Here is a 13425-nt window from a genome sequence, read left to right as displayed (position 1 = left end):
GCTTTCAGTGAATGGAAAGGATTTTAAAACTGCACCTGTTCCAGAAGACAGCAGGGCAAAAATGCTTGTAAGTATGAAGTTTAATGTAGAGTTGATCAGGGATTCAAAATATTATTTTATATGTTCCATAAACAATGCATTAACAGACTTTTTAATTGCGGGGTTACATTTTCCAAGTAAGCGATATGCTGAAAACAGAGACAGGGAAATTGTGGCAGAACAGTTTATGGATGCATTGTGTGAGGCACAAAGTGAAGCGGGACATAAAAAGGTTATCATAGCAGGGGATTTTAATGCTGATCCGTTTGAAGAGGTAATGTTAAAAGCGAATTATTTTCATGCTTTGCCATATGCTGATATTGTTGAAAATAAGCGGCAGAGAAAAGTTTTTGGAAAAAATTATCAGATGTTTTATAACCCGATGTGGAATTTTTTTGGTGATTTAAAGACGCCACACAGTACATGCTGTTATGATTCGGGAGGTGCAGTCAATTTTTATAAACATATTTTTGATCAGGTTATTGTCAGTGCTGATATGGTAAAATATTTTGATAAAGACAATCTAAAGATTGTGACAGAAACCAGCAGGGGCGCTTTAGCAGATAGTAAAGGGATACCGAACAGGAAAGAATATAGTGATCATCTGCCGATCGTATTTGGCATTAAGGAGGATGCATAATGCAGAATTTATGGAGAGTACAAACAGAAGAGAAGATTCGTACACCGCACGATATTATAAGTGAGCAATGTGAATATTTGTCTGAAATGACAAATGGAACAGTGATTGCAAGGATCGCACCTTATGACGGTGATTACAAGAGTCGTTATAAATTAGATGAACTAGCAGAGCACGCATTTATACAAAATATGAGTTTTGACGTGCAAAATGTTTTGGGTGATCAACAGAGCAAATTTATTTATGAATTTTATATAACAGCAAAAGCAGTACCAAAATATAAATACAGGATTATGTTTCTTGCATATAGAGTTGCTGCTATTTATCCAGTAGAAGTATCGCTGGAAAAGTCAATAGCGGATGAGCTTGGAATGGAGGAAAGTGAGTTCTTGATTTCTTCAGAGGAAGAACTTACAGAGTTGATAGGGGAAGTACTAGGTTCAAAACGGATCAGTGCAGTTGTATCAAATCTGATCAATATAGAATGATCCGAAATAACGCTCTCTAAAAAAATAAAAAAAGTTATTGACAAATAACAAAAGTTAGTGTAATCTAACTATCAGAAAAGGAAATGAGTTCTCGCAACTCTTTCTTTTTTAAACAGGAGTTAGGAAAAACTAACTATACATGTTATGACGATGGATCATAAATTCATCGATCTATGGGAGATGACCATGAGCAGGGAAGTGTTAGAGATTCTGGAGAAGATGGATAAAAAAGAATTAAAGACTCAACTGGCACTGCAATGTGCCCCGCTTCTTACGGGAATCAAACTGTCAAATCTTCTTACGGTGACAAAAAGCAACGAAGAAGATGTGAGAGATTTGTTCCGTAATACAGAAATTACTGTACATACACTCTACCAGACAAAACATCGTACGATATTCCTGCTTTTTCGTGAAAAACAACTACTCGCTTATCTGAACGAAGAAGATGTGAAGGAAACGATGAGATTGTTTGGGTATCAGACATTACGCCTTATCGACATTTTTGAAAAACTGTGTGCCCGCTATCAAAAATATATGAAGGATCATCTGTCTTTTCCACATGAGCTTGGACTGCTCTTGGGTTATCCTGTAGAAGATGTATTGGGGTTTATCCGAAACGAAGGACGCAATTACCTGTATTGCGGCTACTGGAAAGTATACGGAGATGTGAATGCGGCAAGAATAACATTTGACCGCTACAATCAGGCAAAAGAAGATGCAATCCGTCTGATATCATCCGGAATGGAAATCCATGAACTTTTGCTTTATGGCAAAATGCTGGAATCAGCATAAATGGATTAAAAGTCAGATGTGTAAAAAACGGATACCATCCGGTCAGCTCTGGCAAAGGCGTTGGAACTGAATCGGCGATCCGCTTGTATAAAATGAATGTGTAAAAATAAGCACAGGAATGGAGGAAATATGAGTAAGATTATCGTGGCATACTGGTCCCAGACGGGAAATACTGAGGCAATGGCAAATGCAGTCGGAGAGGGAATCAAAGCAGCAGGAGGAGAAGCAGATGTTGTTCCGGTATCTGCAGTATCCGTAGATGAATTAAAAGCTGCATCCTCATTTGCATTAGGCTGCCCGGCAATGGGAGCTGAGGTATTAGAGGAGAGCGAGATGGAGCCGTTTGTAGAAGAGGTAGAAGGCTTTGCAGCAGGCAAAAAAATCGCGTTATTTGGCTCTTATGGATGGGGCGATGGACAGTGGATGCGTGACTGGGAAGAACGCATGAATGCAGCCGGAGCAGTTGTTGTAAACGGTGAAGGTGTGATTGCACATGAAGCACCGGATGATGATGCATTAGAGGCTTGCAGAAGTCTTGGTAAAGCACTCGTATAAAAAAAACAGTAAGATTTAAATGAATAAAAAGATTGAGTCAGGCAGGTCATAAAAGACCTGCCTGTTTGCGTGTAATTCATAATAATAGAATATTACGTTATGGACATTCTATTATTTGCCCTATGATATTTTATGGAAAAATGATATAATCCAGTAGTTGATAAACAATAATATTTTTCAAACACAAGTTTGTTAAAAAACTGGAATGAGCAAAGATAAGCACAGGAATGGGGATTAAGATGTTAAAAAAATTTGCAAAATATGTTTCTCAGAACATGCTTGGCATGGTAGGTATGTCGGTTTATATTCTGGCAGATACCTACTTTATTTCTGTTGCGGTGGGGACAGATGGTATCACGGCACTCAATCTGGTATTGCCGGTGTATAATTTAATTTTTGCCATCGGCGCAATGATGGGAGTCGGTTCCGCAATCCGGTTGGTGATCGAACGGAACCAGAAAAATCCGGATGCAGACGGATATTTTTTTCATGCACTGTTGTGGGCATTTATCGTTAGCCTGCTGTTTATGTTTGTCGGCATATTCCTGCCGGATAAACTGATTGCCCTGCTTGGCGGAGATGCAAAGATCGTTGCGGTCGGAAAAAATTATACGCGCATTTTTATGAGTTTTGCGCCGCTTTTTATGTGGAATTATATCTGCAATGCATTTGTGCGTAACGATGGAAATCCGTCGATTGCAATGGCAGCGACTTTATTCAGCAGTCTGTTTAACATCGTATTTGACTATGTACTGATGTTTCCGCTGGGACTTTCCATGGAGGGAGCTGCGCTTGCGACAGCACTTTCCCCGGTTGTGGGTATTCTGATCTGCTGTATTCATTTCCGGTCGGAAAAATGTACTATAAAATTAAAACCCGTGCTGCCGTCTGTGCGAAAAATATTTTTTTGCTGTAAGTATGGTGTCTCATCCTTTGTAGGTGAAATTTCATCCGGAGTGATCACAATTGTTTTTAACATGATCATCCTTGGACTTGCCGGAAATACCGGAGTGGCTGCTTATGGAGTGGTCGCAAATGCGTCACTTGTTGCAGTCGCTTTATTTAATGGGGTGGCGCAGGGCTCCCAACCGCTGATCAGCGAGGCATATGGTAAGGATATTCATAAAGATGTGAAAACGTATTTGAAAATGGCAGTTACGACTGCGATAGGGGTTTCTGTCCTTTTGCTTATTTTTATTTATCTGTTCGCACCAGTGGTGACGGCTGTATTTAATGGAGAACATAATCAGATGCTTGCAGATTATGCGGAAAACGGACTGCGGCTTTACTTTATAGGTTTTTTATTTGCCGGGATCAATATTGTAGGAACATCCATATTAAGTGCGGTTGAATCTACGGGATATGCATTTGCTGCGTCAATTTCCCGTGGATTTGTTGTAATTATTTTCTTTGCATTTTTACTGTCAACATTGTTTGGGTTAAATGGAGTCTGGCTGGCATTTCCGGCAGCAGAATTTGTGACAATGCTGATTACGATAAAAGGCTTATGGATGATCCGGTTTGTTGATAAAAATTCCTGATAACTGAAAATCTCTTGACAAAGTGTATATCATGATGTAAATTCAAGATACCCAATAGGGGTATATGGTATATACCGATGAAAAACCGTGATAAAAAATCAAAAACAGCACAGACTATACAGACCGGAGGTAGACAGATGGCATGTGAAAAGTGCAGTGCGAATGGAGATAATGTGAAGCATAAGCAGCGTGAGAGTGCAGAAAAGAAAGCGCTGTTAACGAGACTTTCCCGGATAGAAGGACAGGTGCGGGGGGTGCGTGCCATGGTGGAGGATGACAGATATTGTGTAGATATCGTCACACAGGTATCTTCTATTCAGGCGGCATTAAACGGATTTAACAAAGAACTTTTAGCACGCCATATCAAGACCTGTGTTTCCGAAGATATCAAAGAGGGTAATGAGCAGGCTGTCGACGAACTCTGTGAACTGTTAAAGAAGCTGATGAAATAACGGTTTGCATTTTATACAATAGGAGATTGACATGAAGGAAAAGTTTGACGTAACAGGCATGAGCTGTTCGGCATGTTCCTCCCATGTGGAAAAAAGTGTTTCCAAATTAGAGGGCGTACATGCAGTCAGCGTGAATCTGCTGACGAACAGTATGCAGGTCGAGTATGATGAGACAAAACTGGGCACAGAAAACATTATAGAAGCGGTAGAGCATGCCGGATATGGTGCCTCGGTAAAAAATGAAGCAAAGGCGGCAGCAAAGACAGGAGAGACGGAGGATGCGGTTTCCATCCAGCAGAAAAATATCAAAAATATGAAGATCAGACTGATCGTATCTGTGATATTTCTGATACCGTTAATGTATGTATCAATGGGGCATATGATCTACAATGCGCTTGGTGTTCCTATGCCGCCGGTTACCATGAAGTTTTTTCATGGAAGTGAAAATGCGGTTATTTACGCATTTACGCAGTTTTTACTGTTACTTCCGATCCTGTTTGCAAATCAGAAATACTTCCGGAACGGATTTGCAACATTAGCACGCAGGAGCCCGAATATGGACAGCCTGATCGCGATGGGAGCAACAGCGGCGACGGTATACGGTATTTTTGCAATTTACCGGATCGGCTGGGGATTTTCTACCGGAAACATGGAGCTTGTACACCAGTATAGTCATGATCTTTATTTTGAATCGGCCGGAACAATTCTTACACTGATCACAGTTGGAAAGTACCTTGAGACAAAGTCAAAAGGAAAGACGAGCGAGGCAATCACAAAACTGATGAACTTAGCACCAAAGACAGTGACGGTAGTGCGCGATGGAAAAGAGCAGGTCATCGATGCTGCTGACGTGGTACAGGGTGATATTTTTGTGATCAAACCCGGAGAATCGGTTGCAGTGGATGGTGTGATCGTAGAAGGGAAATCTTCCTTTGATGAATCAGCGATCACCGGAGAGAGTATTCCTGTGTTAAAACAGGAAGGGGACAAGGTCATATCAGCATCTATCAATAAAGCCGGACTGATCCATGCGCGGGCAACACGTGTCGGCAAAGATACAACGATCGCACAGATCATAAGTCTTGTGGAGGAAGCATCTTCAAGTAAGGCACCGATCGCACGTCTCGCCGATAAGATCGCAGGTGTTTTTGTCCCGACAGTGATCGGGATCGCAATCGTCACATTCATTGTCTGGCTGGCAAGCGGAGCAGATTTCGAGTTTGCAATGTCCTGTGGAATCGCAGTTCTTGTTATTTCCTGTCCGTGTGCGCTTGGACTGGCAACGCCGGTGGCGATTATGGTTGGAACCGGAAAAGGTGCAGAAAACGGTATTCTGATCAAGTCGGGAGAAGCATTAGAGACAGCGCATATTGTTGATACTGTTGTGATGGACAAGACAGGAACGATCACTTCTGGAAAACCGGTTGTGACGGATATACGGACATATGCGGGAATTTCAGAAAATGACCTGTTAAAAGCTGCCGGCAGCCTGGAAAAGGGCAGTGAGCACCCATTGGCAGAAGCAATCGTTTCAGATTGTGAGAAAAAGAATATCATTCCGGAAAAAGTAAACGATTTTGAGGCGCTGTTTGGAAAAGGAATTAAAGGCAGGTTATCTTCTGGAAAACTTTACTATGCCGGAAATGAAAAACTGATGGATGAGGCACACATTGCTATATCTTCAGAAATAAAAAAAGAGATAGAACAGTTTGCAAAACAGGGGAAAACTCCTTTACTGTTTGCAGATGAGACACAGATCATAGGAATGATCGCCGTTGCAGATGTGGTAAAACCGACCAGCCGTGAGGCAGTCAGACAATTTAAAGAATACGGAATCCATGTCATTATGCTTACCGGTGATAATGAAGTGACGGCACAGGCGATCAAAGATCAGGTGGGTATCGATGAAGTCATTGCCGGGGTGCTTCCGACGCAGAAGGAAGAAAAGATATCTGCCTTAAAGAACAGCGGACACAAAGTTGCAATGATCGGAGACGGTATCAATGATGCTCCGGCACTTGCATCCGCAGACGTTGGAATTGCCATCGGTGCAGGTACGGATGTCGCAATTGAGAGTGCGGATATTGTGCTGATGAAAAATGACCTGCTTGATGCAGTCGGAGCAATCCGTTTAAGCAAGGCGGTTATCCACAATATCAAGGAAAACCTGTTCTGGGCATTTTTCTATAACAGCATTGGTATACCGCTTGCCGCAGGACTTTTATATCCGATCTGGGGATTAAAATTAAACCCGATGTTTGGTGCGGCAGCCATGAGTTTAAGCAGTGTCTGTGTGGTAAGTAACGCGCTGCGTTTAAGATGGGTAAAACTTGGAAAAAAATCTTCATCCGAAAATGGAACAGATAATATGGAACAGGAGAGTGCGGTCTGTGAAAACAGAACGGTCACTTCTGAAATAAAGAGTGATGTAACAGAAAGCGAGGAAAAAACAATGAAAACAACATTAAGTATTGAAGGAATGATGTGCGGACACTGCCAGGCAACTGTCGAGAAGGCTTTAAAAGGAGTACAGGGTGTGTCTGAGGTAGTGGTAAGTTTAGAGGACAAAAATGCAGTTGTTACCGCAGATGAATCAGTCAATGCAGATACATTAAAAAATGCCGTTGTAGATGCCGGCTATGAAGTAACCGATATTCAGTAAGGAATAGTTGCGGGTGCAGCAGTTATATTTTGCTGATTAAAAATGAAAAGAATGAAAAGAAGGGGAAACCGTGATCAACCGGCTTCTCCTTCTTCTACGATCTGCTCTAATACGCGGATAAGATCCTGCATGTTATTAAGCTGTACATTACGCTCTAAGATCAGGTTCTTCAGATCTGTTGAAAGTGTTTCAAATTTGTCTTTGATCATGGGTGATACATAAGATGCCATAGAGTTCTCCTTTTATTACTGTTAACAGATTTGCCTGCGAAATATGCTGTCTGTTGTTTTTATGTGGTTACCAGTTTATCATGTACAAAAAATCAGAAAAATATGCAGTGAAAAACACTTCTTGTAAAAATTGCCGTTATCCTTTAATATAAAGGAGGCATATGACAAAGAAGATCAGATGTCATTGTATAAGAAGTAATTTATATATTATAAATGAAAGAATGGAAACACCATGGATTACTACAGCAGTCAGATCAGCAAGTTAATACAGGAATTATCGTCCCTTCCGGGAATCGGTGCAAAATCTGCACAGCGTCTGGCATTTCATATTTTAAATATGCCGGTAGAGCAGGTCGAAGAACTTTCGGCTGCGATCGTGGATGCCAGAAAAAACGTCCGTTACTGCAAGGAATGTTTTACACTGACGGATGATGAATTATGTCCGATCTGTAAAGATGCCGGGCGTAATCATAAGACGATCATGGTTGTGGAGGATACCAGAGACCTTGCAGCGTATGAAAAAACAGGTAAATACGATGGTGTTTATCATGTTCTTCATGGTGCAATTTCACCGATGCTTGGAATTGGACCCGCAGATATTAAGTTAAAAGAGCTGATGCAGCGTCTGCAAAAGGATGTTGACGAGGTCATTATTGCGACGAACTCAAGTCTTGAGGGGGAAACGACTGCAATGTATATCAGCAAACTGATCAAACCTACCGGGATTAAAGTGACAAGGATCGCAAGCGGTGTTCCGGTCGGCGGAGATTTAGAGTATATTGATGAGGTAACACTGCTCCGTGCCTTAGAAGGCAGAACGGAGATTTAATAAAAGAAACAGAAAGGAACATGACTAGACTATGACAAATCTGGAACTCGAAAAAACAGCGAACGAAGTCCGCAAAAGTATTGTAACTGCAGTACACAGCGCAAAAGCCGGACATCCGGGCGGATCACTCTCCGCAGCAGATATTTTTACTTATCTGTACTTTGAGGAGTTAAATATTGACCCGAAAAATCCTAAGATGGCAGACCGCGACCGTTTTGTACTTTCTAAAGGTCATACGGCTCCGGGACTTTATGCAGTTCTGGCAGAACGTGGATTTTTCCCGAAGGAGGATCTTGTTACACTGCGTCATACAGGATCTTATCTGCAGGGACATCCGGATATGAAGCATATTCCTGGTATTGATATGTCATCCGGTTCTTTGGGACAGGGACTCTCCGCGGCGGCAGGAATGGCAGCAGCAGGAAAGTTTGACAAAAAAGATTACCGTGTTTATGCACTTTGCGGAGACGGCGAGATTCAGGAAGGACAGATCTGGGAAGCTGCTATGTGGGCAGGATTCCGCAAGCTGGATAATCTGGTCGTGATCGTTGATAATAATAATCTTCAGATTGACGGAACTATTGATGAAGTATGTTCTCCTTATCCGATCGACAAAAAGTTTGAGGCATTCAATTTCCATACGATCAACATCAATGGAAATGATTTTGATGAGATCCGTGCAGCATTCAAAGAGGCACGCGAAACAAAAGGAATGCCGACTGCGATCATTGCAAAGACATTAAAAGGAAAAGGTGTATCCTTTATGGAGAATGCCGTAGACTGGCATGGAAAAGCTCCGAACGACGAGCAGTATGAGATCGCAATGAAAGACCTGGAGAAAGTGGGGGAAGCATTATGTCAGAAATAAAGAAAATCGCAACAAGGGAAAGTTATGGAAATGCTCTGGTAGAAGTGGGAAAAGAGCATGAAGATCTGATCGTATTAGATGCAGACCTTGCAGGTGCGACCAAGACCGGAATTTTTAAGAAAGCATTTCCGGAACGCCATTGGGATGTTGGTATCGCAGAAGCAAACATGACAGGTATCGCAGCAGGACTTGCAACTTGTGGAAAAGTACCGTTTATCAGCTCTTTTGCAATGTTTGCAGCAGGCAGAAACTTTGAGCAGGTGCGCAACTCCATCGGATATCCGCATCTGAATGTCAAGATCGGCGCAACACACGCAGGTATCTCTGTTGGTGAAGATGGTGCGACTCATCAGTGCTTAGAAGATATCGCTTTAATGCGTACGATACCAGGCATGGTAGTGATCAATCCGGCAGATGATGTTGAGGCAAGAGCAGCAGTACACGCTGCATACGATCATGTAGGACCGGTTTACCTTCGTTTTGGACGTCTTGCAGTTCCGGTATTCAATGATGAGGCAACTTACAAATTTGAGATCGGCAAAGGAATTGTTTTAAAAGAAGGAAAAGATGTGACAATTTTTGCAACCGGACTTTGTGTAAATGAGACGGTAGAGGCAGAAAAGCTGCTTGCAAAAGATGGCATTGATGCAGAGATCATCAATATCCATACTATCAAACCGATCGACCGTGAACTGGTTGTAAAATCAGCATTAAAGACCGGAAAAGTTGTTACAGTTGAGGAACATTCCGTGATCGGAGGACTTGGAAGTGCAGTATGTGATGTGCTTTGCGAGGAGGCTCCTACTAAAGTATTAAAGATCGGCGTTAATGACGTATTCGGTGAATCCGGACCGGCATTAGAACTGCTTCATAAATATGAGCTCGATGCAGAAGGCATCTACAAAAAAGTAAAAGCATTTGTAAAATAATCAGACATAAAAAGACTGCTGTTATTACGGTAAAACGTATGCAGCAGTTTTTTTGCGTCTTTTTCTGTCGAAAAGTTTTTGGAAAACTGCCCATAAAACCACAAAAAAATCGGACATGCTGTGATACGATTGCAAAATAAAAAGTGATTTTGAATGTAAACACCGGCGTCTTTGCGCTGTAAGATCGCGTGAAAACAAATTTTTGCGCACAGGAATGGAGGATTGGAATGATAGAGATTATCCGGGAAGAAAATTGGGATGATACGAAAGAAAAAAAACTGCCAAAAGATATCAGACAGATTGGGAGACCGGATGTTGGGGAGAGAATATACATAGAGGATGAGGTATATAAGTATCTGCACCCATATGAAAGCGACTGTGAAAAACTTGTATATGTTTTACTTGGAAGATTTGAAAATTACAGCGGAAGACAGTGCACATTTGTTGAGGCAGCAATACAACTGGAATATTTAGAATTTGATGGTGAAATTCCAAGATGGAGCGACCGTGAATGGGCGTATATATATAAACGATTAAAGAATGAATATGACAGTATGGTCATTGTTGGATGGGCATTGGATCACAGAGGGTGCCTTCCGAATATGACAAAACAGATTGAACAATTTCATCAGACTCATTTTGGAGGCATCCATCAGACATTATTTCTGATGGATAGTCTGGAAAAGGAGGAAACATTTTTTAGCATCCGGAACGGACATCTGTACCGGAGAGAAGGATTTTACATTTATTATGACAAGCATGCCCTGACCAGATCAAAAAAGGTGGAACTTCAGGAGGAAAAAAAGGAAGAAGTTAATTTGCCCAAGACCGATGAAATCGTGTTTGCGAAGCAGGACGAGCCTGTACCTGCAATGAAAGAAAAAGAGAACCTGAATGATATTCTGGAAGAAGAACTGTATCTGGAGGAGAGTATGCAGCAGGATGAACCGGAACCGGTTCCACAGACGGAATTAAAAAGTAAGGGACGGTATCGGAAACAGCTTGAAGAAGCAGAAAAAACAGAAGAAGCAAAGATTCCGGTATATTCTTCGCTTGTGCTGGCTGTTGTGGTGCTTACACTTGGATTTACCGCCTATCAGAATCATAAGAAAATGAATGAAATGGAAAATACTCTGGCACAGATGAACCAGGTGCATATTGTGACAGAGATGCAGGAAACAGAAAAAAAAGCTGATACCGGGATCGTAGTGGAAAATATTGCGGGAGAAGTAGAAAAAACGGAGGCGTCTGCGACGACGGAAACATCGGATATGCAGGCAGAAACAAAAATGCCAGAAACAGCAGAGACACAGGCAGGTGCAGAGAAAAAGGCAGACACAGAAACAGCAGAGGTACAGACTAAAACAGAAATGTCAGAGACGACAGAGGCGCAGGCTAAAACAGAAATGTCAGAGACGACAGAGGCACGGGCTAAAACAGAAATGCCAGAAACGACAGAGGCGCAGGCTAAAACAGAAATGCCAGAAACAACGGGAGCGCAGGCAGGCACACCGGATGAAACGAATAAAAATAAGGAAGACGTTAAAGAAACAGCAGCACAGGCAGATGAGGCACAGACATATTTAAAACAGGGATATTATGTGGTACAAAAGGGGGATAATCTGGCGGCAATCTGCCGAAAAGTATATAAGACAACAGCTATGATGGACAAGGTGTGCCAGGCAAACGGAATCGATGATCCTGATGCAATATATGCAGGGCAATACCTGAAGCTTCCAAATTGATGAAGCTGCCAGCTCTAAAAATAAGATGAAACATCCGGGGAATAATGCTATAATATCGAAAGATTAAGAGGAAAGTGAGATTAGTATGGCGGAAAAAAACAAGAGGGGATTTCATACGGTAGAAGAACCGGATATGGAAGAATATGAACGCAAACTGCGTGAGCATCGCATAAAGGTGGTCAGAAGGACGGTTATTCTGATCATTACTGTGCTGGCAGTTTCTGCAGGACTCTGGGTGTTTATGGCACTGCGCCATTATGAGAACTTTGATGTGACATCATCTGTTGACAGGGCTGATACGGAAGCAACAAAGTTTGCAGATTTTGGGGGGAATATTTTAAAATACAGCAATGACGGAGCATTTTATACGGATACAGCAAATGAACTGATCTGGAATCAGACTTATGAGATGGCGGATCCACAGATTGATATTTGTGAAGATTACCTGACTATCTATGACAGAAAAGGAACGATGATCTATATCATGACAAAGGAGGGAATCTTAGGCGGAATTGAAACGACGATGCCAATCCAGCAGGTACGTGTGGCAGCGCAGGGAACGGTGGCAGTGCTGATGAAAAAAGATGCCGCCGGTTATCTTGCAATGTACGATAAGACAGGTGAGAAACTGACAGAAGGAGAGATTCACGGTGCCAAGAAAGGCTATCCGATCGCAATTGCATTATCTTCAGATGCTTTAAGGCTTGCCGTTGCCATGTTAGATATTAATGATGGAAGTATAAAAAGCACCATTGCCTTTTACAATTTTGGAACAGCGGGAGAAAGCGAGATCGATCATGTGGTTGGAGCACAGACATTTCCGGATACAGTGATACCGGAAATTGTCTATCTGGCAGATAACAGACTTGCTGCGTTTTCAGATACCGGGGTTATCCTGTTTGAAGGATCGCAGAAACCAAAACAGTCCGGTACGATTCCTTTTGAAAAAGAAGTGAAGAGCATTTTTTATAATGATAATTATATTGGCTGTGTGACCGGCAATGATGATGAGGCAGTGACACATCATATAAGTGTCTATGATCTGGAAGGAAAAAGTGTTCTGGAAAAAGATTTTACAATGGAGTACACCGGCGTAGAATTTCTTGCAGATAATGAAATCTGTATTATAAATGAAAATGCATGTGATATATATACCATACATGGCATATATAAGTTCCACCATGAGTTCGAACAAACACTTTATAAGGTCATTTCAGGGGGTGGTGCACTGAATTATACATTTATACTGGAAGATACAACGGAAAAAATAAGACTGAAATAAGGAGCATACATATGAACTGGGTTTTGTTACTGGTATTACTGATACTGGGGTATAATATTATAAGAGGCTACAGAAAAGGATTTTTGCGAATTGTATATTCTCTGGTATCGTGGGTCATAGTACTTACTTTTGTTACTGTTACAACTCCGTACATTAATACATATCTGATGGAATACACAACGTTATACGAACAGATTGAGAAACAGTGCAGTGAACAGATAAAAAAATCAGTAGAGGAAAAACAGAAATCCGTTCAGAGTGAAAATAGTCTGGATAATCAGGAACTGTCACAGTTTGGAATTATGCTGCCAGACTCGGTAGTAAATGATATTTTTGATAAGACAGGGAATGTGGCAGGAGAGATTATGGCACAAAG

The 13425-nt window shown here is 41.6% G+C and carries 14 protein-coding genes (1 of these 14 running past the window's edge); 13 read left to right on the top strand and 1 reads right to left on the bottom strand.

All coding sequences use genetic code 11. The features are described from left to right. Positions 1 to 61: 61 nt before the first annotated feature. From H8S51_RS17985 to H8S51_RS17955, 7 genes are all read left to right on the top strand, one after another. A complete protein-coding gene (locus H8S51_RS17985) occupies positions 62 to 679 on the top strand; it encodes an exonuclease/endonuclease/phosphatase family protein (RefSeq protein ID WP_241070806.1) in 618 nt (205 codons plus the stop codon). Beyond that, a complete protein-coding gene (locus H8S51_RS17980) occupies positions 679 to 1164 on the top strand; it encodes a hypothetical protein (RefSeq protein WP_207724043.1) in 486 nt (161 codons plus the stop codon). The genes H8S51_RS17985 and H8S51_RS17980 overlap by 1 nt, the downstream gene beginning before the upstream one ends. Before the next feature lie 186 nt (positions 1165 to 1350). Beyond that, positions 1351 to 1956, top strand: a complete 606-nt coding sequence (locus H8S51_RS17975) for a DUF3793 family protein (protein WP_117922478.1) — start codon at positions 1351 to 1353, stop codon at positions 1954 to 1956. A 129-nt stretch (positions 1957 to 2085) separates the two neighbouring features. Then, positions 2086 to 2511, top strand: coding sequence for a flavodoxin (locus H8S51_RS17970; RefSeq protein ID WP_186899812.1), 426 nt, complete (start codon positions 2086 to 2088; stop codon positions 2509 to 2511). A 239-nt stretch (positions 2512 to 2750) separates the two neighbouring features. After that, complete coding sequence (locus H8S51_RS17965) at positions 2751 to 4052, top strand: MATE family efflux transporter (protein WP_186899811.1); 1302 nt, start codon at positions 2751 to 2753, stop codon at positions 4050 to 4052. 137 nt (positions 4053 to 4189) lie between these two features. Then, a complete protein-coding gene (locus H8S51_RS17960; RefSeq protein ID WP_117922489.1) occupies positions 4190 to 4504 on the top strand; it encodes a metal-sensing transcriptional repressor in 315 nt (104 codons plus the stop codon). Positions 4505 to 4535: 31 nt separating this feature from the next. After that, entirely contained in the window at positions 4536 to 7166 is a 2631-nt protein-coding gene (locus tag H8S51_RS17955) for a heavy metal translocating P-type ATPase (protein ID WP_117922475.1), read from the top strand. A gap of 74 nt (positions 7167 to 7240) precedes the next feature. Here the strand turns inward: H8S51_RS17955 and H8S51_RS17950 are convergent, their stop codons facing one another. Beyond that, positions 7241 to 7396 carry a hypothetical protein gene (locus H8S51_RS17950; protein ID WP_186899810.1) on the bottom strand — a complete coding sequence of 52 codons (156 nt, stop codon included), beginning with the start codon at positions 7394 to 7396 and terminating at the stop codon, positions 7241 to 7243. Positions 7397 to 7628: 232 nt separating this feature from the next. On the opposite strand from H8S51_RS17950, the gene recR reads away from it, so the two are divergent. From recR to H8S51_RS17920, 6 genes are all read left to right on the top strand, one after another. Next, positions 7629 to 8225 carry a recombination mediator RecR gene (gene recR, locus H8S51_RS17945; protein ID WP_117922474.1) on the top strand — a complete coding sequence of 199 codons (597 nt, stop codon included), beginning with the start codon at positions 7629 to 7631 and terminating at the stop codon, positions 8223 to 8225. A 31-nt stretch (positions 8226 to 8256) separates the two neighbouring features. Further along, the gene (locus H8S51_RS17940) at positions 8257 to 9093 is read left to right on the top strand and encodes a transketolase (protein ID WP_117922473.1); all 837 of its coding nucleotides are present in this window, start codon (positions 8257 to 8259) and stop codon (positions 9091 to 9093) included. Next, a complete protein-coding gene (locus tag H8S51_RS17935) occupies positions 9081 to 10022 on the top strand; it encodes a transketolase family protein (RefSeq protein WP_117922472.1) in 942 nt (313 codons plus the stop codon). Before H8S51_RS17940 ends, H8S51_RS17935 begins: the two co-directional genes overlap by 13 nt. 227 nt (positions 10023 to 10249) lie before the next feature. Next, on the top strand, positions 10250 to 11767 hold the full coding sequence (locus H8S51_RS17930) for a LysM peptidoglycan-binding domain-containing protein (RefSeq protein WP_186899809.1): 1518 nt from the start codon (positions 10250 to 10252) through the stop codon (positions 11765 to 11767). An 85-nt stretch (positions 11768 to 11852) separates the two neighbouring features. After that, entirely contained in the window at positions 11853 to 13049 is a 1197-nt protein-coding gene (locus tag H8S51_RS17925) for a DUF5711 family protein (protein WP_186899808.1), read from the top strand. 11 nt (positions 13050 to 13060) lie between these two features. Further along, positions 13061 to 13425 carry the 5' portion of a CvpA family protein gene (locus tag H8S51_RS17920; RefSeq protein WP_117922469.1) on the top strand. The gene runs 343 nt beyond the window's last position, so 365 of the gene's 708 nt are visible here — the first part of the coding sequence; the start codon lies at positions 13061 to 13063; the stop codon falls past the right edge of the window.

The organism is Roseburia rectibacter (assembly GCF_014287515.2).
In the GTDB taxonomy this organism is placed as follows: domain Bacteria; phylum Bacillota; class Clostridia; order Lachnospirales; family Lachnospiraceae; genus Roseburia; species Roseburia rectibacter.
The sequence above is the reverse complement of the archived record's forward strand: the minus strand, read 5'-3'. Positions and strand labels throughout refer to the sequence as shown.

What these genes read in the sequence shown, in the direction of transcription:
- recR (WP_117922474.1), top strand. Translation starts at nt 7,629, where the DNA reads ATGGATTACTACAGCAGTCAGATCAGCAAGTTAATACAGGAATTATCG.
- H8S51_RS17985 (WP_241070806.1), top strand. Translation starts at nt 62, where the DNA reads ATGCTTGTAAGTATGAAGTTTAATGTAGAGTTGATCAGGGATTCAAAA.
- H8S51_RS17940 (WP_117922473.1), top strand. Translation starts at nt 8,257, where the DNA reads ATGACAAATCTGGAACTCGAAAAAACAGCGAACGAAGTCCGCAAAAGT.
- H8S51_RS17980 (WP_207724043.1), top strand. Translation starts at nt 679, where the DNA reads ATGCAGAATTTATGGAGAGTACAAACAGAAGAGAAGATTCGTACACCG.
- H8S51_RS17965 (WP_186899811.1), top strand. Translation starts at nt 2,751, where the DNA reads ATGTTAAAAAAATTTGCAAAATATGTTTCTCAGAACATGCTTGGCATG.
- H8S51_RS17975 (WP_117922478.1), top strand. Translation starts at nt 1,351, where the DNA reads ATGAGCAGGGAAGTGTTAGAGATTCTGGAGAAGATGGATAAAAAAGAA.
- H8S51_RS17970 (WP_186899812.1), top strand. Translation starts at nt 2,086, where the DNA reads ATGAGTAAGATTATCGTGGCATACTGGTCCCAGACGGGAAATACTGAG.
- H8S51_RS17935 (WP_117922472.1), top strand. Translation starts at nt 9,081, where the DNA reads ATGTCAGAAATAAAGAAAATCGCAACAAGGGAAAGTTATGGAAATGCT.
- H8S51_RS17925 (WP_186899808.1), top strand. Translation starts at nt 11,853, where the DNA reads ATGGCGGAAAAAAACAAGAGGGGATTTCATACGGTAGAAGAACCGGAT.
- H8S51_RS17930 (WP_186899809.1), top strand. Translation starts at nt 10,250, where the DNA reads ATGATAGAGATTATCCGGGAAGAAAATTGGGATGATACGAAAGAAAAA.
- H8S51_RS17955 (WP_117922475.1), top strand. Translation starts at nt 4,536, where the DNA reads ATGAAGGAAAAGTTTGACGTAACAGGCATGAGCTGTTCGGCATGTTCC.
- H8S51_RS17960 (WP_117922489.1), top strand. Translation starts at nt 4,190, where the DNA reads ATGGCATGTGAAAAGTGCAGTGCGAATGGAGATAATGTGAAGCATAAG.
- H8S51_RS17950 (WP_186899810.1), bottom strand. Translation starts at nt 7,396, where the DNA reads ATGGCATCTTATGTATCACCCATGATCAAAGACAAATTTGAAACACTT.